The following is a 20,572-nucleotide window of genomic DNA, read 5'->3' as shown; positions in this document are numbered from 1 at the left end:
GCTCCCCCAGAGGGGGAGCATCTTGGCGCTCAGATCCTCCCCCTCTGGGGGAGGTGGCCCAGAGGGCCGGAGGGGGCCGCGCGCAAGCGCGGCGAGGCGCCAGATTGTCGCAGGTTAATCTCGGTTAAAGCGCCGTTAGGAATCGACCGCCACAACCAAGCTAAGGCTCGGGCTGTGGAGATTCTTTTATGAAGGCGTTCGGTCGGCTGACCATCGCGTGGAAGCTGGTGACGGTGGCGGGTCTGGCCATCGGTCTTCTGCTGATCGCCGCCGCCGTGGCGGTGTCGATGCACACCTCCGGCATCGTGGCCGGGCTGACGCACCGCTACGCCGACGCCGTTGCCGATGACGCCATCGAGCAGATCCGCACCGAGATCGGCCGGGTCGAGGCCACCTCGCGCTCGACCGCCGGCGCGATCGCCGCCGCCCATTCGGCCGGCCTGCGCGACCGCAAGACCTATATCGAGATGCTGCGGCCCCAGGCCGACGCCACGCCCATCGTCATGGGCAGCTGGTTCATGGCCGCGCCCAACGCCCTGGACGGCCGCGACGCCGAGTTCGCCGGCCAGACCGAGATGGGCGCCAATCCCGACGGCAGCTTCACGCCCTACTGGGTGCACGCCGACGGCAAGGTGGTGTTCCAGCCCCTCAACGAGGGCAACGAATACAGCCAGCCCTACTACACGATCCCGCGCGACACCCATAAGGCCGCGCTGCTGGAGCCCTATCCCTACGTGGTGGCCGGCAAGACCGAGCTGATGACCTCGGTGGTTTATCCGGCGATGATCGGCGGCCAGTTCCTCGGCGCGACCGGCGTCGACCTGTCGCTGGACGGCGTCTCCAAGCGCCTGGAGCAGTTGAAGCCCCTGGGCGGCGGCCGCGTCATGCTGCTGTCGGCGGCCGGCAAGTGGGTGGCCCACCCCGACGCCGACAAGCGCACCACGGCCTATGCCGACGCCGGCGCCGACAAGGTCAAGGCCGCCCTGAGCGGCGGCGAGGCGGCGCTGTTCAGCGGCGTCAAGGTCGGCGACGAGGAGATGGAGCGTATGATCCGCCCCATCGCCATTCCCGAATTGAACACCACCTGGGCGCTGGTCATGGACGTGCCGCGCTCGGCCATCACCGGTCCGGCCGATCGCCTGGCCATGATCCTGCTGGTCGGCGGCGTGATGATCACCGGCGCGGTGCTGCTGGCCCTGTTCCTGGCCAGCGCCAGCCTGGTGCGCAAGCCGCTGTCGGGCCTGACCCAGTCGGTCGACGCTCTCAGCGCCGGCCGCTACGACCAGCCGGTGCCCGGCGTGACCGGCGGCGACGAGATCGGCGCCATCGCCCGCGCCCTCGACGGCTTCCGCCACGACCTGGCCGACGGCCAGCGCCGCCGCGCCGAGCAGGAGGCCGAACGCGCCGCCGCGGAGATCGAGCGCCAGCGCCACGCCGAAGAGGCCGAAGCCTTCGCCAAGGCCCAGGCCGCAGCCGTCGCCACCCTCGGCGAAGGCATGGAGAAGCTGGCCGACGGCGATCTCATCTGGCGCATGCGCGAGGACGGCTTCGCCGGCGACGCCCGCAAGATGCCGCGCGACTTCAACGCCGCCGTCGAGAGCCTACAACAGACCATGGCCGGCATCCTGTCGGCCGCCCAGAGCATCCGCACCGGCTGCGCCGAGATCAGCCACGCCTCCGACGACCTGGCCCAGCGCACCGAGCGCCAGGCCGCCGGCCTGGAGCAGACCGCAGCCGCCCTCGACCAGATCACCGCCACGGTGAAGAAGAGCTCGGACGGCGCCGAGCGCGCCCGCCAGCTGACCGAGAGCGCCAAGGCCAACGCCGAGAAGAGCGGCAAGGTCGTCACCGAAGCCGTCCAGGCCATGGGCGGCATCGAGAAGTCGTCGCAGTCGATCACCCAGATCATCGGCGTCATCGACGAGATCGCCTTCCAGACCAACCTCCTGGCGCTGAACGCCGGCGTCGAGGCCGCGCGGGCCGGCGAGGCGGGACGTGGTTTCGCGGTTGTCGCCCAGGAAGTGCGGGCTCTCGCCCAGCGCTCGGCCGACGCCGCCAAGGAGATCAAGGGCCTGATCCGCGCGTCCACCGACGAGGTCGGCAAGGGCGTGCGTCTGGTCGGCGAGACCGGCGAGACCCTGCAGCAGATCATGGAGCAGGTCTCCGAGATCAACGCCCTGGTCGGCGAGATCGCCTCGTCGGCCAAGGAGCAGGCCATCGGCCTGGCCGAGGTCAACACCGCCGTCAACCAGATGGACCAGGTCACCCAGCAGAACGCGGCCATGGTCGAGCAGTCGACCGCCGCCAGCCACGCCCTGTCCAGCGAGGCCGCCGAACTCGAGCGCCTGATCGGCCGCTTCCAGGTCGGCGCCGAGGTCCGCGAACTGCGCACGGCGCCGCGCCAGCCGGCCGCCCCGCGCCGCGAGGCCTTCCGGGAACGCTACGTCCAGGGCGCCAACGCCCTGAAGGTGGCGCCGCAATCGCGCCCGGGCGACTGGGAAGAGTTCTAGGAGCTGTGCCATTCCGGGTCTTGCCTGGAATGGGACGGTGAAGCTTGGGGAAAACGCCGTGCGCGGGGGCTCGCTTCCGCACACGATCACGCTATATCCGGGCCATGGCTGAAGCTTTCAACGACAAGACCCTCTCCGCCGACAAGGCCGCCCGCTACGCCGAGGTGGCCGACGAGATCGCCTCGGTGCTCGACGGCGAAGGCAATGTGACGGCCCGGATGGCCACGGTGGCTTCGATGCTGGCCAACAGCTTCGACCACTATTTCTGGACCGGCTTCTACGTCGTCGATCCGGCCAAGGAGCGCGAGCTGGTTGTCGGTCCCTACCAGGGCACGCTGGGCTGCCTGCGCATCGCCTTCGGCCGTGGCGTCTGCGGCGCGGCCGCCGAGACCGGCCAGACCCAGCTGGTCGCCGACGTCCACGCATTCCCGGGCCACATCGCCTGCGACGCCCGCTCGGCCAGCGAGATCGTCGTGCCGGTCTTCGACGGCGACGGCCGCCTGCTGGCCGTGTTCGACGTGGACTCCGACCGCCCGGCCGCCTTCGACGAGACCGATCAGGTCTGGCTCGAACGCATCCTGCGCGCGACCTTCGTATCCTGAGGTTGGCCCCGAGGTTGCAGAATTGTTTCCATCATTCCTTAGCCGAGCCGGATTAGGACAGGTGGACATGCTGCAAGTCGAGACCCTGCACCCCGCCGACATGGCCCAGGCGGACGTGGCCCTGTGGCGAGCCTTCGCCGCGGCCGTTCCGGCCCTGGCCAGCCCGCTGCTGGGTCCTGACTTCACCCAGGCCGTCGGCCGGGTGCGTGAGGACGCGCGGGTCGCGGTGATCCGGCGCGAGGGCGAGACCATCGGCTTCCTGCCCCACCATCGCCGTCCCGGCGGCATGGCCCGGCCGATCGGCGCGCCCCTGTCGGATTATCATGGCCTGATCGCCAAGCCCGGTGCCGAGATCGACGCGGCCCAGGTGCTGCGCGCCGCCGATCTGGCCGTGTTCCGCTACACCGGCCTCGTCGATCCGGCCGCCGCCTTCGCCGCCGAGCCGACGACCGCCGCCTACGTCATCGACATCGGCGGCGACGTCGACGCCTATCTGGAGGCCGTCCGTTCGGGCAGCCCCAAGAAGATCAAAAACTACCGCCGCCTCGACAACAAGCTCGAGCGCGAGATGGGGCAGGTGGTGCTGAAGGCCGCCGACGACTCCCAGGAGTCGTTCGACCAGCTGATCGCCTGGAAGCGCGAGCAGATCGAGCGCACCGGCGTGCACGACTTCCTGCGCCCGCAATGGACGCGCGACCTGTTCCAGACCCTGTTCGAGACCCGCGAGGGCGACTTCCGGGGCTTGATGATCAACCTCTACGCCGGCGGCCAGCTGGTGGCCGGCCACTTCGGGGTGCGCCAGGGCGCGACCTACCACCCGTGGATCGCCTCGACCAATCCGGCCTTCGCCGCCTGGTCGCCGGGCCAGATCTTCTTCCCGCGGGCCATCGCGGCCATGCCGGAGCAGGGCCTGACCCGCTATGATCTCGGCCCCGGTTCCGACCACTACAAGCACTCCTACGGCCTGACCCAGACCCTGATCGCCGACGGGGCGGTCACCTCGGCCAGCATGGCCGGCCGCGTCGCCCACTCGGTGGAAGGCGTCTGGGCACTGGCCGGCGCCAACGGCGATGGAGCGGTTGCGCGCCTGCGTCGGCGGATGGACATCATCGCCAGCACCGAGCTTACGATGGGCGGCAGGGTGAAGGGGCTGGTCGACGCCGTCGCCGCCCAGGGCCGCCGGCGCAACGCGACGATGGAGGTCTGATGGCGCGCGTGACGATCATGATCCCGACCCAGCGTCGGCCCGGCAGCCTCACCGTCGCGGCCCGCTCGGTCCTGGCCCAGGCCGGGGTGGATCACTCGGAGCTCGAGCTCGTGATCGTCGACAACGACCAGACGCCCTCGGCCCAACCGGTCGCCGAGGCCCTGGCCGCGCAAGCGCCGTTCCCCGTCCACTACGTGCACGAGCCCCGCGCCGGCGTCGCCAACGCCCGCAACGCCGGCATGGCCAAGGCATCTGGCGAGTTCATCGCCTTCCTCGACGACGACGAGGAGGCCCCGGTCGGCTGGCTGGCCGCTCTGCTGGCGGCCCAGACGCGCTACGCCGCCGACGTCGTCTTCGGCCCGGTCCGCGGCCGCGCCCCGGAGGGCGCCGCCCATCGCGACTATCTGGAGCGGTTCTTCTCGCGCCTCGGTCCTGACCAGGCCGGCGTCATCGACCACTATTACGGCTGCGGCGACAGCCTGCTGAAGCGCTCAAGCCTGCCCGATCCCGTCGCGCCCTTCGCCGTCGAGCGCAACCATATCGGCGGCGAGGACGACATGCTGTTTGGCCACATGCAGGCGGCCGGGGCGGTCTTCGCCTGGGAGCCGCAGGCGTGGGTCTGGGAAGACCCGCTGCCCGAGCGCCTGACCCTCGACTACACGATCCGCCGCGCCTTCGCCTACGGCCAGGGTCCCTCGGCCCACTGCGCCGCCGCCGTGCCGCCGGATCGGGCGGGGGTCGCCCGCTGGATGGCGGTCGGCGTCGTCCAGGCCGCCCTGTTCGGGGCCGTGGCCGGCTTCAAGTGGCTGACCCGCGCCGGCGACCGGGCCGAATGGCTCGACCGCGCCGCTCGCGGCCTGGGCAAGACCCTGTGGTGGGGGCCCTTCAAGATCCACTTCTACGGACACTCGGCGTGAGGCTGGCGTCATGACCATCATCCACGACTGGACCCCCGAAAAGGCCAAGGCCTTCGGCAAGGAGAACCTCGTCTTCAAGCACGGCCTGCACGAGCGGCCGATGTTCGACGACGAAGGCCTGGCGCGGCTGCTTGACCGCTATCCGCGCGAGCTGCTGGGCGTCTTCACCATGGGCGAGGACCCCAAGGCCTGGACCACCTGGCGCAAGGGCTCGGCGGGGAACCTCTCGGGCGACCAGCTGCTGGAGGCCGCCAAGGCCGGCCGCATCTGGCTGAACCTGCGCCACACCAACGACCACGTCCCCGAATACGCCGCCCTCTGCGACGAGATCTTCGCCGAGAAGGAGAGGGAGGTTCCGGGCCTGAAGACCTTCAAGCGCGATCTGGGCATGCTGATCAGCAGCGCCAACGCCCAGGTGTTCTACCATCTCGACGTGCCGCTGGTGTCGCTGTGGCAGATCCGCGGCGTCAAGAAGGTCTGGGTCTATCCGGTCGCCGATCCTTATGTCGGCGAACTGGCGCTGGAAAAGATCGTGCTGCGCGAGACCGCCGAGCAGTTCGCCTTCGAGCCCGCGTGGGACGCCGGCGCCCAGGCCGTCGAGCTGACGCCCGGCTCCATGGTCACCTGGAAGCAGAACGCCCCGCACCGGATCGAGAACGGCCCCATGCTGAACGTCTCGATCTCGATCGAATTCATGACCCCGCCGGCCCTGATGCGGGCCAACGTCATCTACGCCAACGGCGTGCTGCGCCGCCGGCTGGGCGCCAGTCCCAAGGTCCAGGCAGGCTTTGGCCCCACGGCGCTTGGCAAGCTGGCCATCGCCCGCGGCGCCAAGGCCCTGAACCTGCAGACCCCGCACGTGCGTCACCTGCCGGTGACCTTCGGCCTCGACGCCGCCCGGCCCGGCGTGCTGGTCGAGCACGCCTAGGCGCGGCCTCAAGGCCCAAAGCACCGACAGACCCGGCGCGCGCCGCGATCGCGCTCCTGTCCGGCTGACCGTCATGTGACGCGCCCGACCGACTCCTCCCGGAGTTGAGTCCGGCGTCGGCTGCTCGTCGGCGCCGCAATCATGATCATCGCGCTGCAAAAAATCATGGCGGGCGCCGTGCAAAGGGGCGCCGACGCGCCTGAAGGCCCCGTTACGACCCGAGGGCGGCGGGAGCTATTGCGGAAGTTGCAGGTCTGAAGAACTGTTTCAGAGGCGACATTCATCGAATGTATCGCCCGACTTTTATTATCAAATAAGAACACTCGAACCGGGAAGCACCACGGAGAAAGCAAACGCGCGCGCATAGCGCCACGAGGGGGTATGCATGACTAAGTGCTCACGGACTATTTTGCTTTCGGGTATTTCAGCGTTTTCTCTGACCTTGGCGTACGCCAGCCTGGCCAACGCCGCGGAACCAGCCGCGCCGGCTGAACCGGCCGTGACCGAGGTCGATACCGTGATCGTTCTCGGCACGCGCAGAACCGACCGGTCGGTGGTGGATTCTCCGTCTCCGATCGACGTCTTCGGAGGCGAAGAACTCGCCCGCCAGCCTGCCGCCGACATGCTGGACGTGGTCAAGAACCTCGTCCCGTCGTTCTACGTCCCGCAGAACACCATCTCCGACGCCTCGACCTTCGTGCGCGCGCCGTCCTTGCGCGGCCTCGGCGCCGACCAGGTGCTCGTGATGATCAACGGCAAGCGCTACAACCGCTCCGCCCTGGTCCAGGTCGTCACCGGCGGCGACACGGCCCTGTCGCTGGGTGCCCAGGCCGTCGACCTGTCGATGATCCCGTCGATCGCCGTCAAGAACCTGCAGATCCTGCGCGACGGCGCCACCGCCCAATACGGCTCCGACGCCATCGGCGGCGTCATCAACTACGGCCTGCGCGACAGCGACAGCGGCTTCGAGGCCCAGGCGCGCTACGGCCAGACCTACGCCGGCGACGGCGAGAGCTATCAGTTCGCGGTCAACGGCGGCTTCAAGCTGTTCGACGCCGGCTTCGTCAACGTGTCGGCCGAGTATTTCGACGACGGCGAGACCAGCCGCGGCGCCACCCGGCCCATCGCTGCCGTCTTCGCGGCCAACAATCCCACGCTGGCCAATCAGCTGCCCAACTATCCCGGCCCGGCCCAGATCTGGGGCTCTTCGCCGACCAACGGCTACAAGCTGTTCCTCAACTCCGCCTATGACGTCAACGACAACACCAGCATCTATCTGACGGCCAATGTCGGGCATCGCGAAGCCGACCAGAGCTTCAACTATCGCTCGCCGATCTCGGCGCCGACGCCCCTGGCGATCAACAACGGCACCGGCACGCCGGCCACGGGCTCGCCGGGGCGCAACGGCTCCTTCGCCCCGATCTACCTGACGGCCTGCCCGACCGGCAACGCCACCTGCCCGACGGGCGGCTTCGTCAAGGACAGTAACACCTTCAGTTTCACGTCCATCTATCCGGCGGGCTTCACCCCGCGCTTCCAGGGCGAGGTCGAACAATTCTACGGCACGATGGGCGTCAAGGGTAAGGCCGACAGCGGCCTGACCTACGATCTCTCTGCGACCGTGGCGAAGAACTCGCTCGACCTGGCGATGACCAAGTCGCTCAACGCCTCCTTCGGTCCGACCAGCCAGACGGCGTTCAAGTTCGGCAAGCTGATCCAGCGCGAAACCAACCTGAACCTCGACCTGACCTATCCGCTGGAAGTCGGGTTCGCGAGCCCGGTCACCCTGTCGGGCGGCGCCGAGTTCCGGCACGAGGAGTACGAAGCCACCGCCGGCGACCTGCAGTCCTACGCCGCGGGTCCCTACGCCGTGCAGCCGCTGTACGTGCAGGTCTCGCCCGGCGTCTACACGCGCTCGATCGTGAACGGCAATCCAGAGACGGCGTCGCAGTCGCCCGGCGCCAGCGGCTATGGCGGCACCAGCCCGGCCTCGGCCAAGACCTCGACCCAGAGCAACTACGGCGTCTATCTCGGCGCCGAGACCGACGTCACCGAGGCCTTCACGGTCGGCGTCGCCGGTCGCTACGAGGACTACGACACCTTCGGCGACACCGTGGTGGGCAAGGTCAACGCCCTCTATCGGTTCTCCGAGGCGTTCTCGGTGCGCGGCACCGTCGGCACCGGTTTCCACGCCCCGTCTCCCGGACAAAGCAACACCGAGATCCTGACGACGGCCTTCGCCCCCGGCGGCGAACAGGTTCAGACCGGCACCTATCCGGTGACCAGCGCCATCGCCCAGTATTTCGGCGCCAAGACCCTGACGCCTGAAGAGTCCACCAACTACGGCGTCGGCTTCATCTTCAACCCGATCAGCAACTTCACCCTCACCGTCGACGGCTACTTCATCAAGGTGAAGGACCGCATCAGCATCACCAGCACCTTCGATGTCACCGCGGCCGACATCGTCGCCCAGCCCGCGCTCGCCGCGGTCGGGGTCGGCGGCGCCGTGGCCTATTTCACCAACGGCTTCGACACCGAGACCAAGGGCGTCGACGCCGTCGCCAGCTATCGCACCGAACTGCTGGACAACCCGCTGAGCCTGACGCTGGCCTACAGCTACAACAAGAGCGAGGTCACCAAGTCCGACCCCGTCGCCATCGGCGCCGACCGGATCTACGACATCGAGAACATCACGCCCAAGCACCGCGCCAATGTCTCGGCCAGCTACGAGATCGCCGGCTTCCTGATCAACGCCCGCGGCAACTACTACAGCAAATGGAGCACCAACCAGGACTACCCCGGCCAGACGTTCGGCGCGAAGGTCACCGCCGACCTCGACATCAGCTACACCGTCGCTGAGAAGTACACGCTCACCGTCGGGGCCAATAACCTGTTCGACGAATATCCGGACAAGCTGGCTCCGACCACGGCCAACCCGATCTACGCCCTGACCGGCAGCACGGCCGACGGTCAGATCTATCCGCGCTCGGGCGGCCCGTTCGGCATGAACGGCGGCTTCTGGTACGCGCGTCTGAAAGTGAAATACTAGACGTTCTTGGACGCCAGCCGCCTCCACGGGATGGCGGCGACGAGACGGGGGACGGCCAGGAACTCCCTGGCCGTCTTCTCGCACTCTGCCAGCGAAGGCGCGGACGCGGGTTGATCAGCAAGTAAGCAAAAACTTCATTAGAGCGCCAGGACGTCCTCCAGGCGGGATCGCGCCCTTGCCCGAGGCCCGGCTTTGTCGCACTGCTAGATTCGATGAGTCAGGCGGTCACGATCGAACTGGGTGAAGGCGGCGAACACGACGCCCGCGCCCTGCGCAATGCTTTCGGGTGTTTCACCACGGGGGTCACGGTCATCACGACCCTGGCTGAAGATGGCCGCCGCGTCGGCCTGACCGCCAATTCCTTCACGTCGGTTTCGCTGGATCCGCCGCTGGCCCTGGTCTGCGTCGACCTGAAGTCGTCCAGCCTGGCCGCCCTCGACGCGGCCGGCCGTTTCGCCGTCAACGTGCTGCACGCCGACCACCAGGCCCTGGCCCGCCAGTTCGTCCAGAAGGGCGTCGACCGCTTCGCTGGGATCGACACCGAGACCTGGCGCACGGGCGTGCCGATCCTGCCCGGCTGCATGGCCAATTTCGAGTGCGAGACCCACCACGTCTTCGACGCCGGCGACCACCGGGTCTATGTCGGCCGCGTGGTCAAGCTGCGCTACGACCCTGACCACGAGCCGCTGGTCTACCTCCAGGGCCGGTTCCGCCGGGTCCACGTGGATGCGGAATAGGCGTGCGTCCTTCGAGGCCCGCTTCGCGGGCGCCTCAGGATGAGGGCCTCGGTACAATGACTTCCTCATCCTGAGGTGCGAGGCGCAGCCGAGCCTCGAAGGACGCAGGGCTGAAGGATAGATTTTCCAGGATACGCGCCGTTTCTCGGATGCTATTGACGCCGAAAAACAGCGTTAGGGAGCGCATCATGCGAGACATCGCCCATTTCGTGAACGGCCAAGCCCTCATCGGCGCCTCGGGGCGCTACGGCGAAGTCTTCAATCCCAACACCGGCGAGGTCCAGGCCCGCGTCCAGCTGTCCAGCGACGCCGAGATCGACGCCGCCGTCCAGGCCGCCGCCAAGGCCCAGGTCGGCTGGGCCGCGACCAACCCGCAGCGCCGCGCCCGGGTGATGTTCGAGTTCAAGCGCCTGATCGAGCGCGACATGAACGCGCTGGCCGAAATCCTGTCGTCCGAGCACGGCAAGGTCATCGCCGACAGCAAGGGCGACATCCAGCGCGGCCTCGAGGTCATCGAGTTCGCCTGCGGCATCCCCCACATCCTCAAGGGCGAATATACCGAGGGCGCGGGCCCCGGCATCGACGTCTATTCGATGCGCCAGCCGCTGGGCGTGGTCGCGGGCATCACCCCGTTCAACTTCCCGGCCATGATCCCGATGTGGATGTTCGGCGTCGCCATCGCCGTTGGCAACACCTTCATCCTCAAGCCATCGGAGAAGGATCCCACGGTTCCGGTGAAGCTGGCCGAACTGATGATGGAGGCCGGCGCGCCCGAAGGCGTGCTCAACGTCATCCACGGCGACAAGAGCGCCGTCGACGCCATCCTGACCCATCCGCTGATCCGCGCGGTCAGTTTCGTGGGCAGCTCCGACATCGCCCACTACGTCTACCAGACTGGTACGGCGCACGGAAAACGCGTCCAGGCCATGGGCGGCGCCAAGAACCACGGCATCGTCCTGCCCGACGCCGACCTCGACCAGGTGGTCAAGGATCTGTCGGGCGCGGCCTTCGGCTCGGCCGGAGAGCGCTGCATGGCCTTGCCGGTCGTCGTCCCGGTCGGCCAGAAGACCGCCGACGAGCTGCGCGAGCGCCTGGTCGCCGAGATCGAGACCCTGCAGGTTGGCGTCTCCACCGACCTGGCCGCCCACTACGGTCCCGTGGTCAGCGCCCAGCACCGCGCCAAGATCGCCGACTACATCCAGATCGGCGTCGACGAGGGCGCCGAACTGGTGGTCGACGGCCGAGACTTCTCGCTTCAGGGCTTCGAAAAGGGCTTCTTCATCGGCCCGTCGCTGTTCGATGGCGTCAAGAAGGGCATGAAGACCTACCAGGAAGAGATCTTCGGTCCGGTCCTGCAGATGGTTCGCGCCGAAAGCTTCGAGGAGGCCATCGCCCTGCCGTCCGAGCACCAGTACGGCAACGGCGTCGCCATCTTCACCCGCAACGGCCGCGCCGCCCGCGAGTTCGCCGCCCGCGTCAATGTCGGCATGGTCGGCATCAACGTGCCGATCCCGGTGCCGGTGGCCTACCACACCTTCGGCGGCTGGAAGCGCAGCGCCTTCGGCGACACCAACCAGCACGGCGTCGAGGGCGTGAAGTTCTACACCAAGGTCAAGACGGTCACGGCCCGCTGGCCGGAAGGCGACGTCGAGGACAGCGCCTTCGTCATCCCGACCATGAAGTAGCGGGCAGGGCGCGGCGATGGGTCAGACGCGCAGGACGATCGCCGCCGGCATGCTGGCCTCCGGCCTCGCACCCGGCTTGGCCCTTGCCGCCGTCGATCTCGCCGTCGTTGGCCAGTACGGCGTTCCCGAAGCGCCGGTGACGGTGTTCGAGACCGACGACGGCGGCCTGGGCGTCTTCGCCCATTGGCAGCCCGCCCTCCGCCTGTCGCCGTTGGCGGCGGGCCGCTACGCGGTCGAGGGCGGCGGCGAGCTGCTGGTCACGGCCCGTGGCGTTCAATGGGGCGGCGCCGTCCTGCCGCGCCGCGACTTCGGCGCCGAGGTGCAGGCCGGCATCCGCCGCGCCGTCCGCGCCGATCCCAAGACGCTCCGCGCCCGGGCGCTTGCCGCGACGCCGCCGAAGGAGGAGGGCGACTTCCTGCCGGCCGATCTGGTCGATCTCGCCACGATCGACCCGACCATTCGTTTCGACATCCGCTATGCCGGTCGCGACAACTTCATGGGGCTGAAGCTCTACGAACGTCCGGCGGCCTGGCTCCAGCGTCCGGCCGCCCAGGCGCTGGGCCGCGCCGCCGAGGCCCTGGCCGGCCAGGGCTACGGCCTGACGATCCACGACGCCTATCGCCCCTGGTTCGTGACCTGGATGTTCTGGGAGGCGACGCCGCCGGCCAGCCGCGTCTTCGTCGCCGACCCGGCCAAGGGCTCGCGCCACAACCGCGGCTGCGCCGTCGACCTGGCGCTGCACGACCTTTCGACCGGCGCCGTCCTCCAGATGCCCAGCCGCTATGACGAGATGTCGACCCGCTCCTACGCCGACTTCGCCGGTGGAACGGCTAGGCAGCGCGCCCTGCGCCAGATTCTCCGCGACGCCATGGTCGCCCAGGGCTTCGAGGTCTATCCCGAAGAATGGTGGCACTTCGACTACGGCGACTGGCGCCGCTATCCGATCGGCACGAAGACCTTCACCGAACTGGCGGGGTAGGGGCGCTCTCCCCGGTCCTCCCGCACTCCTCCGTCATCCCGGGCGAAGGGCCGCGCAGCGGACCGCAGACCCAGGACCCAGGGGACTGGGCTCGCAGCTTGCAACAGCCTCATCTTTGCGGTCGCCACCACGGTGCAGGCGCCCCCCCTGGGTCCCGGCTCTGCGCTTCGCTACGGCCGGGATGACGATATTTTGGGTTAGTCGCGGGACGGCTCCAAGCTCACCCCACCCACTCGAAACTCACGACCGCCCAGCCGTAAGACCGGATCCGCCAGCCGCCGGCCTCGCGGACTTGCACGAACGTCCAGCCGCCATGCTCGACGAACCGCCGGCCGTCCCGCACGCCCGTCCACTGCGTCGGCAGCGTGAAGTGAACGGTCTCGTCGGTCAGCACGAAGTCCTGGGCCGCGCCGAACATGTGCTTCAGCTCGCCGATGCTTCCCGCATGGCCGGTCATGATGCTCCGCCACTGCGCCAGACCCGCCTGGCCCAGGAACACGTGCGGCGGAAAGTTCTCCAGGATCGTCACCTCGCCGGTCGAGAACGCCCCCTCGAGCACGCGTTCGTCCACCGTCTCGAGGAACCGCGCCAGCGCCTGCGGAGCGGCCATCATGGCGGCGTCCGGCCCTTCGGCCTTGGGATGCTCGCTCATCGACCTCGTCTCCTCGTCCGCCCAGCCGTGATTCCGCGCCAGCCTAGCGCGCCGCCTACAGCGAGGCTTGCGCCGCTCGCCGATTTATCACATCAATCAATGTAAAGTTGCGAGCGTTTAGGGGGCGTGAGTGCGTATCGACAGGCGGGCCGTGATCGCGGCCGGAACGGCGTCGGCCTGGCTGATGGCCGCCGGGGCGCGGGCCCAGGAACCCATCGGCCGCTGGGTGCGCGCCGAAAGTCCCCACTTCGTCGTCTATTCCGCCGACGGCGAGCGCGAGGCGCGCGAATACGCCCTGATGCTGGAGGATTTCGACGGCGTCCTGCGCCGTTTCCACGGCCAGCAGAACGCGCCGGCCGGGCGCAAGCTGCCGGTCTATCTGGTGCGCGACAACGATCAGCTCCAGAAGGTCTTCCCCGGCGCCGAGCGCGCGGCCGGCATCTACAGCCCGTCGCTGCAGGAGATCTTCATCCTCGCCGTCAAGGGGATCGGCGACTACAGCGTCCTCGATCTCACCATCGGCGACAACGTCGTGCTGCATGAGTACGTGCACCACTTCATCATGCAGTATTTTCCCGACGGCTACCCGGCCTGGCTGTCGGAGGGCTTGCCCGAGTACTATTCGACCATCGACCTAAAGCCCAAGCGGGTGTTCGTCGGCGGGCCCAACAACCTGCGCGCCTTCCCGCTGCGGCAGCGCTCCTGGCTGCCGGCGGACAAGCTGCTCAGCGGCCGTCGCGGCCAGATCGACGAGCAGAGCCTCGGCGTCTTCTACGGCCAGGCCTGGCTGCTGACCCATTACGTCTGGAGCAACGCCGAGCGGCGCCAGAAGCTGGGCGGCTATCTCGACCGCTATCGCGACGGCCAGGATCCGATGAAGGCCTGGACCGAGGTCTATGGCGACGACGCCAAGCAACTGCAGGAAAAGCTGAAGAGCTACCTCAACACGCGTCTCATGGGCGTGGAGATCGTGCGCGACGGACCGCCCGCGCCGCCGGTCACGGTCACCGCCTTGCCGGCCGGGGCCGACGACCTTCTGCTCGACGTTCAACTGCTCAAGCGCCAGATGGTCAACGACAAGGACAAGCAGCTGGCCCGGGTGCGAAGCCTCGCCGCCAAGCGCCCGAACGAGCGCTTCAGCCGCCTGGCCCAGGCGCGCGCCGAGACCTATTTCGGCGATCGCGACGCGGGCGAGGCTATCCTTGAACGGCTGCTGGCCGAAAAGCCCGACGACCTGGAGGCCCTGCAACTGGCCGCCTTCAGCCGCATCTATCGCGCGGAGAAGAAGCCCGCCGACGCCGGCGCCCTGATGAGCCAGGCCGCGGTCTATCTGGGTAAGGCCAACAAGCTGGATCCCGACAACTACCTGACCCTCTACGGCTATGGCCGCACCCAGCGCGGCGTCGGCAAGCCGACCGAGAACACGCTGAACGTCGTGGCCCGCGCCGTCGAACTGGCCCCGCAGCAGCCGATCCTGCGCATGACCGCCGGCCGCACCTTCATGGAGGCCGGCGCCTACGACGAGGCCCGGTTCTTCCTCGAGCCGGCGGCTAACAACCCGCACGGCGGAGGCTTCGCCACGGCCGCCCAGAAGCTGCTCGACGAGATCAGCGCCAAGGAAGCCTCGGCAGCCAAGCCGGCCGCCAAGGCGACCTGAGCTAGATCCGCGCCTTCAGGGCCATCGCGTCCGTCGTCGCCGCGCCGAACTTGGTGTTGTCGAAGACGCACCAGGCCTCGCCCGAGGCGGCCTCGATGCGCAGCCGTTCGGCCAGGGCGTCCAGGGCCGCGGGTGGGTAGGGGCTTTCATAGACCACGGGCGAGCCGTGCCAGCGACGATAGGTGATCGCGCCCGCGCCGCCGGGCTCGGCGGCCTTGGGTGCGATCGCCGGGTCGGCCGCGACCCGCGCGACGCCGAACGCAGCCAGCAGCGCCTGCGCCTCGTTCCCGAACCAGGTGGGATGGCGCGGCTCCAGGACCGTCGGCGCATCGGTGCGGCCGCGCCAGTCCTCCAGGAACCGCCCAACGACGCCCGCGTCGAACCGCAGGCTCGGCGGCAGCTGGATCAGCAGCGGCCCACGCCTGGCGCCCAGGCCGTCGGTCTCGTCGAGGAACCGCGCCACGCGGTCGCCGGCCTCGACCAGCCGCCGCTCGTGCGTCACCGTCCTTGGAACCTTCACCGCGAACCGGAAGCCGTCCGGCGTGCTCGCCGCCCAGCGCTCATAGGTCTTGCGCTGATGCGGCCGGTAGAAGGACGAGTTGATCTCCACGCAGTCGAACACGGCGGCATAGCGCTCCAGCCCGGTTCCCTCGACTGGAAACGCTTCCAGGGTGCGCGGAAAACTCCAGCCGGCCGTGCCGATGCGGATGGTCATCCAGCGCCAGCGCGCGAAACGGGCTTTCGGTTCAGTTCCTGGGGTTCAGCCCCGCGGCCGCCAGGCCAGCACCTGCGCCCCCTCGACGCCGACGCGCCGACACTGCGCCTTCAACGGACAGGCCCCGCACCGGGGCGCGTCGTGCGGGCACAGCATCTGGCCCAGGCCGTGCTTCATCAGGCAGTGCAGCTCGAAGAGATCGTCGGCGGTCCAGCTGTCGGGAACCAGCGCCATCAGGCCGTGGTAGCTGTGGGTCGGGTCGCCCGGACCGACCAGCCCCAGACGCTGCGCCGTGCGATGCACGTGGCTGTCGACCACCAGGTCGCGCATGGCCAGGGTGCTGAAGTTGAGCACGCTGGCGGCCACCTTCTGGCCGACGCCGGGCAGGGCCCGCAGCTCGTGCCGGGCCTGTTCGACGGTCTGGTTGCGCAGGTGGCTGAGCGACAGCCAGCCCACCCGCGCCTCGACCATCCGCAGCGCCAGCGGCAGCCGCCGGGCCTTGTCCTGCGCGAACTGCACGTCCGCGATCAGGTCGAGCACCGCGTCCGGCTCGGCCCGCGCCAGGTCTTCCCAGCTCGGGAAAGCGCCCTGCAGCCGCAGGAACGCCGCCCACGACACCGCGTCCAGCGTGCGATGGCTGATCGACGACTTCACCAACTGCGAGACCGGATCCATCCGCGCCTTGGGGCGCTGCGGACCGAAGGCCTCGAGCAGGACGTCGCGCACGCCTTCGAGCGGCGATCGGGCGAGGTTCAGGGATAGCTGCATGACGCGACCATTTGGAACATAATGGGAACATTATGCGCCAATCAACTGGTTGTCCACAGCCTTATCTAGGTCGGCGCGCGCGTCCCCACAGGGCGGTGACCCGCCGGCGCAGGCGGGTGAAGGCCACGCGAACCGGCGTCGGCGCCTGGTCTGGCGCGGGGCGCTCCTCGGCCGGCAGGTCGACGCCGGCGAAGCGGGCGATCAGGTCGCGCAGCTCCGGCTCCTGGACGGCCAGGGCGGCCTCGACCGGGCTCATCCACTTGAGCGTCCGCTGGCCCTTTTCCGGCCAGGTCGGATGCTCGCCGGTCACCTTCATCGGATAGACGTCGACCTTGACCAGCCGCGCCGCGCCGCTTTTGAGCCGCTTGAGATATTCGTAGTCGCCGAAGGCCGCCTGCGCGATCACGCCGTCCAGCCCGGCTTCCTCGTAGGCTTCCTGGGCCGCGGCCTGATGGTCGGCCTTGTCCTTCATCGGCCAGCCCTTGGGGATCACCCAGCGGCGGGTCTCGCGCGACGAGACGAGCAGGATCTCCAGCCCGGCGCCGTCGCCGCGCCAGGGCAGGGCCGCGACCTGGCGACGCTTGCCGCCGCCTTTACCGCCGCCGGCCTGATTGACCGTCCCGTCCGTCACTTCATCCAGAACCCGAGATAATAGAACAGCGCCGCCGTCAGGGCCGCCGCCGGAAGCGTGATGACCCAGGCCACGACGATGTTCTTGGCCACGCCCCAGCGCACCGCCGAGACCCGGCGCGAGGCGCCGACGCCCACAATAGCGCCCGTGATGGTGTGAGTCGTCGATACAGGAACGCCGATATGCGTGGCGAGGAACAAAGTGATCGCGCCGCCCGTCTCCGCGCAGAAACCCTGCATCGGCGTCAGGCGGGTGATCTTGCTGCCCATGGTGTGCACGATCCGCCAGCCGCCGAACAGCGTGCCCAGGCCCATCGCCGTCTGGCAGGCCAGCACCACCCAGAACGGGATGTGCCCCGGCTGGTGCGTGGCTCCGTGGGCGAACAGAAGGGCGGCGATGATGCCCATGGTCTTCTGCGCGTCGTTGCCGCCGTGGCCCAGGCTGTAGAGCGCGGCCGACACGAACTGCAGCTTGCGGAACACCCGGTCGGCGAAGAACGGCGAGCTCTTCACGAAGGTCCAGGAGACGATCAGCACCAGGATCAGGGCCAGCACGAAGCCGAAGGTCGGCGACACCACGATGCCGGCGGCGGTCTTGCCCAGGCCCGCCCACTGGATGGCGCCCAGGCCGCCCACCTTGGCGACCGACGCGCCCACCAGCCCGCCAATCAGGGCGTGCGAGCTGGAGGAGGGGATGCCCGCCCACCAGGTCAAGAGGTTCCAGCTGATCGCCCCGCCCAGGGCGCCGAAGATCAGGCGGTCGCTGATGATGTGCGGGTCGACGATGCCCGAGCCGACCATCTTGGCCACGCTGGTGCCGAAGAACATGAAGGCGATGAAGTTGAAGAACGCCGCCCAGATCACGGCCCACTTGGCCGACAGCACGCGGGTGGAGACGATGGTGGCGATCGAGTTCGCCGCGTCGTGCAGGCCGTTCAGGAAGTCGAACGCCAGGGCGACGGCGACCAGGAACACCAGGATTAGAAGCGTCGGGTCCACGGGGCGGGCCTCTTAGACCTGCTCGACCACGATGCCGCTGATGCGGTTGGCCACGTCCTCGAAGCGGTCGACCACCTTTTCCAGGTGGCTGTAGATGTCGATGCCGACGATGAAGGCCATCGGATCGGCCTCGCGGTGGGCCAGGAACAGCTCCTTGCGGCCCAGGTCGTACATCTGGTCGGCCTGTTCCTCGATCTGGGTGATCTTCACGGCCAGATCGCTGAGGCGCTGGGCGTTGTTGCGCATCTTGGGCAGCAGCGACACGGCCTCGGCCGTCAGGTCGGCGGCCTGGACGATGATCTGCGCCATCGCCTTCATCTGCGGCTCGAAGGTCTTGACCTCGAACAGGCTGACCACCTTGGCGGTCTTGCGCATCTGGTCGATGGCGTCGTCCAGCGACGTCGTCAGGTCCTGGATGTCGCTACGGTCGAAGGGGGTGATGAAGCTGCGGCGCACGGCCTGCATCACCTGGCGGGTGATCTCGTCGGCCTCTTCCTCGTGCAGGTTCACCCGGGTGGTGGCCGCCTCGATGCTGTCGGCGCCGCTCATCAGGTCGCTCAGCGCCTTGGAGCCCGCCACCAGCGTCTGGGCGTGCTGCGAGAAAAGGTCGAAGAACCGGTCTTCCTTCGGCATGATCGCCCGGAACAAACCCAGCATGGTCGCTTCATCCTCTTGTTCGAAGCGCGGCAACGAAAAACGCGGACGTCCGTATCGGGAGCATCCGCGTCATTGGCCGGAGCGGAACCACGGAAGAGGCGGCCGTTCAAGTCCTTCTGTGAAACTTTTGTGACAGCGAGGGCGTCAGAACAGGCTGGCGGCCCTGGCCCGCACAGGCGGAGCGTGACCGCGACATAGCGTCCCAAGACCCCGTAAAACCCTTGGCCGGCCCAAATCCAAACAACGTTCTTAACCTTGCCGGCCGATCCTCTAAGCCTGAATTCGGGGAGGCCAAGATGGGCGAACATGTCGAGACGCTGGTGATCGGGGCCGGGCCCGCCGGGCTTTCGGCCGCCCACGCCCTGGCCTGCGCCGGCCGCACGGTGACCGTGATCGAGGCCGAGGCGATCGGCGGCGCCGGCCGCACCCTTTCCTTCGACGGCTTTTCCCTCGACGTTTCGGGCCGCCGGCTGAGCTCCGCCGATCCGGCCATCCGCGCCTTCTGGACGGCCCTGCTGCCGAACGACCTGGGCGAAGCCCCCAGCGTCATGCGGCTCGAAGGCGAGCGGGCGGCCCGCGGCCGTCCCGGCGCGGCCATCGGCGCGCTGCTGACCGCCAGGCTGCGCCCGATCGCCAATTCCAAGACTCTCGGCGAGTGGCTGACCCGCCGTTTTGGCCGTCGCGTCGCCCGACGCCTGGGCGACTACGCCCACAAGCTGTGGGCCCTGCGTCCGGAAGAGACCCCGGCCCAGCCGGCCTGTCCCAGCTTCCAGTCCGAAACCGGTGCGCGTCCGCGCCTGGGCACGGGTCAGCTGTGGGACGCCTGCGCCCAGGTCATCCGCGCCGCCGGCGGCGAGATCCACCTGGGCCTCAAGGCGACCGACCTGCGCCGCGACCGCGCCACCGGCGTCTGGACGGTCACAGCCGAAACGGGGCAGGGGACGAGCGAGACCTTCACCGCCGACCAGGTGATCTCGACCATGCCGCTGCGCGAACTGATGGGCGCGCTGTCGCCCACGCCGATCAGCCTCTTCCACGCCTGCGAACTGATGTATCGCGACCAGGTCACCGTCGCCTTCGCCGCCAAGCCCGGCCGCCGTCGCGCCCCGGCCCTGGCCGAGATCCACGATCCCTCGATCAAGGCCGCCCGCGCCCGCGCGCTCGACGATCAGGCCCTGGCGCTCGACTATTACTGCTTCGAAGGCGACGCCACCTGGGTCTCCGACGATGGCGCCTTGATCGCCCAGGCCGCCGCCGAGGCCGGCCGCCTTGGCCTGATCGCGCCGGGTTCGGCCCGCGACGCCCAGGTCGTGCGCCAGCGCAAGGTCCACCCGATCCACGACGAGTGCTGCGACGAGCACCTGAAGATGATCGGCCTGGATCTGCGCCTCCACTTCGCCGGCTTGCACCTGGCCGGCCGCGCCGGAACCCATGGCGACAGCGCCGAAGACCAGTCCATCCGCACCGGCCTCTCCGCCGCAGCCACCGTCCTGGCCCGCGTCCTCGCCCCGGTGAGGGTCGCGGCCTAACCCCAGGATCCTCCCCCTCTGGGGGAGGCGGCCCAAAGGGCCGGAGGGGGGCGTTTTCAGCTTCCGCGACGCCGGCCGCCCATGCCCCCTCCAACCCGCCCCCAGCAACAAAACTCCGCCTCCCTCGCCCCTGTGGCGAGGGCCTATGCCGGCGACCGCTCAAACCCAGGCCGTCCTGCCAAGGTCTGAGCGGCTGAACGATGGATCCTGGGCACAAGGCCCAGGAAGGCGGTGTTGGGGTTAGGCGAGGGAAGTTACGAGAGGTGAGCCTGCTCCCCCTCCCGTAAAATCCCCGCGAAAGCGGGGACCCAGGCTTTTTCCGTCTTCCCTCTCCCCTTGCGGGAGAGGGTG

At 68.7% G+C, this 20,572-nt stretch carries 17 protein-coding genes and 2 pseudogenes; 11 read left to right on the top strand and 8 right to left on the bottom strand.

The window, feature by feature from the left end; all coding sequences use genetic code 11:
• The first annotated feature begins 188 nt into the window (after nt 1-188).
• From AC07N1_RS24480 to AC07N1_RS24450, 7 genes are all read left to right on the top strand, one after another.
• Nucleotides 189-2,510, top strand: coding sequence for a methyl-accepting chemotaxis protein (locus AC07N1_RS24480; RefSeq protein WP_494674160.1), 2,322 nt, complete (start codon nt 189-191; stop codon nt 2,508-2,510).
• 104 nt (nt 2,511-2,614) lie between these two features.
• Nucleotides 2,615-3,112, top strand: coding sequence for a GAF domain-containing protein (locus tag AC07N1_RS24475; protein WP_494674159.1), 498 nt, complete (start codon nt 2,615-2,617; stop codon nt 3,110-3,112).
• A gap of 67 nt (nt 3,113-3,179) precedes the next feature.
• On the top strand, nt 3,180-4,319 hold the full coding sequence (locus AC07N1_RS24470) for a GNAT family N-acetyltransferase (protein ID WP_494674158.1): 1,140 nt from the start codon (nt 3,180-3,182) through the stop codon (nt 4,317-4,319).
• Nucleotides 4,319-5,236, top strand: coding sequence for a glycosyltransferase family 2 protein (locus AC07N1_RS24465; RefSeq protein ID WP_494674157.1), 918 nt, complete (start codon nt 4,319-4,321; stop codon nt 5,234-5,236). Before AC07N1_RS24470 ends, AC07N1_RS24465 begins: the two co-directional genes overlap by 1 nt.
• Before the next feature lie 10 nt (nt 5,237-5,246).
• Nucleotides 5,247-6,164, top strand: a complete 918-nt coding sequence (locus tag AC07N1_RS24460) for a hypothetical protein (protein ID WP_110122045.1) — start codon at nt 5,247-5,249, stop codon at nt 6,162-6,164.
• A 499-nt stretch (nt 6,165-6,663) separates the two neighbouring features.
• Nucleotides 6,664-9,213 carry a TonB-dependent receptor plug domain-containing protein gene (locus AC07N1_RS24455; RefSeq protein WP_494674156.1) on the top strand — a complete coding sequence of 850 codons (2,550 nt, stop codon included), beginning with the start codon at nt 6,664-6,666 and terminating at the stop codon, nt 9,211-9,213.
• A gap of 212 nt (nt 9,214-9,425) precedes the next feature.
• Entirely contained in the window at nt 9,426-9,950 is a 525-nt protein-coding gene (locus AC07N1_RS24450; RefSeq protein WP_494674155.1) for a flavin reductase family protein, read from the top strand.
• 3 nt (nt 9,951-9,953) lie between these two features.
• Here the strand turns inward: AC07N1_RS24450 and AC07N1_RS24445 are convergent.
• Nucleotides 9,954-10,080 (bottom strand): annotated as a pseudogene (locus tag AC07N1_RS24445) (hypothetical protein); the annotation flags it as partial.
• A gap of 58 nt (nt 10,081-10,138) precedes the next feature.
• On the opposite strand from AC07N1_RS24445, the gene AC07N1_RS24440 reads away from it, so the two are divergent.
• On the top strand, nt 10,139-11,635 hold the full coding sequence (locus tag AC07N1_RS24440; protein ID WP_494674154.1) for a CoA-acylating methylmalonate-semialdehyde dehydrogenase: 1,497 nt from the start codon (nt 10,139-10,141) through the stop codon (nt 11,633-11,635).
• Between the two features lie 16 nt (nt 11,636-11,651).
• Nucleotides 11,652-12,614, top strand: a complete 963-nt coding sequence (locus tag AC07N1_RS24435; RefSeq protein ID WP_494674153.1) for a M15 family metallopeptidase — start codon at nt 11,652-11,654, stop codon at nt 12,612-12,614.
• 33 nt (nt 12,615-12,647) lie between these two features.
• Here AC07N1_RS24435 and AC07N1_RS24430 read toward each other — a convergent pair.
• Together AC07N1_RS24430 and AC07N1_RS24425 are read right to left on the bottom strand one after the other, a co-directional pair.
• Nucleotides 12,648-12,798: pseudogene (locus AC07N1_RS24430) on the bottom strand (hypothetical protein); the annotation flags it as partial.
• 36 nt (nt 12,799-12,834) lie between these two features.
• Nucleotides 12,835-13,266 carry a hypothetical protein gene (locus AC07N1_RS24425; protein ID WP_494674152.1) on the bottom strand — a complete coding sequence of 144 codons (432 nt, stop codon included), beginning with the start codon at nt 13,264-13,266 and terminating at the stop codon, nt 12,835-12,837.
• A 130-nt stretch (nt 13,267-13,396) separates the two neighbouring features.
• On the opposite strand from AC07N1_RS24425, the gene AC07N1_RS24420 reads away from it, so the two are divergent.
• Nucleotides 13,397-14,923: a DUF1570 domain-containing protein gene (locus AC07N1_RS24420; protein WP_494674151.1), complete on the top strand. Its 1,527-nt coding sequence runs from the start codon at nt 13,397-13,399 to the stop codon at nt 14,921-14,923.
• Nucleotide 14,924: 1 nt separating this feature from the next.
• Here the strand turns inward: AC07N1_RS24420 and AC07N1_RS24415 are convergent, their stop codons facing one another.
• The 5 genes from AC07N1_RS24415 to AC07N1_RS24395 form a co-directional block, all read right to left on the bottom strand.
• Entirely contained in the window at nt 14,925-15,638 is a 714-nt protein-coding gene (locus AC07N1_RS24415; RefSeq protein WP_494674150.1) for a DUF72 domain-containing protein, read from the bottom strand.
• Nucleotides 15,639-15,683: 45 nt separating this feature from the next.
• Nucleotides 15,684-16,406 (bottom strand): endonuclease III domain-containing protein, encoded by a 723-nt coding sequence (locus tag AC07N1_RS24410; RefSeq protein ID WP_494674149.1) that lies wholly within the window; start codon nt 16,404-16,406, stop codon nt 15,684-15,686.
• A gap of 61 nt (nt 16,407-16,467) precedes the next feature.
• Complete coding sequence (locus tag AC07N1_RS24405) at nt 16,468-17,037, bottom strand: NUDIX hydrolase (RefSeq protein ID WP_494674148.1); 570 nt, start codon at nt 17,035-17,037, stop codon at nt 16,468-16,470.
• A complete protein-coding gene (locus AC07N1_RS24400; protein ID WP_494674147.1) occupies nt 17,034-18,035 on the bottom strand; it encodes an inorganic phosphate transporter in 1,002 nt (333 codons plus the stop codon). The genes AC07N1_RS24405 and AC07N1_RS24400 overlap by 4 nt, the downstream gene beginning before the upstream one ends.
• A gap of 12 nt (nt 18,036-18,047) precedes the next feature.
• Entirely contained in the window at nt 18,048-18,692 is a 645-nt protein-coding gene (locus AC07N1_RS24395; protein ID WP_494674146.1) for a DUF47 domain-containing protein, read from the bottom strand.
• Nucleotides 18,693-18,988: 296 nt separating this feature from the next.
• Here AC07N1_RS24395 and AC07N1_RS24390 point away from each other — a divergent pair, with 296 nt between their 5' ends.
• A complete protein-coding gene (locus AC07N1_RS24390) occupies nt 18,989-20,221 on the top strand; it encodes an FAD-dependent oxidoreductase (RefSeq protein WP_494674145.1) in 1,233 nt (410 codons plus the stop codon).
• Nucleotides 20,222-20,572: the final 351 nt, after the last annotated feature.

It is taken from the genome of Caulobacter sp. GW821-FHT09B11 (assembly GCF_059418205.1).
The sequence above is the reverse complement of the archived record's forward strand: the minus strand, read 5'-3'. Positions and strand labels throughout refer to the sequence as shown.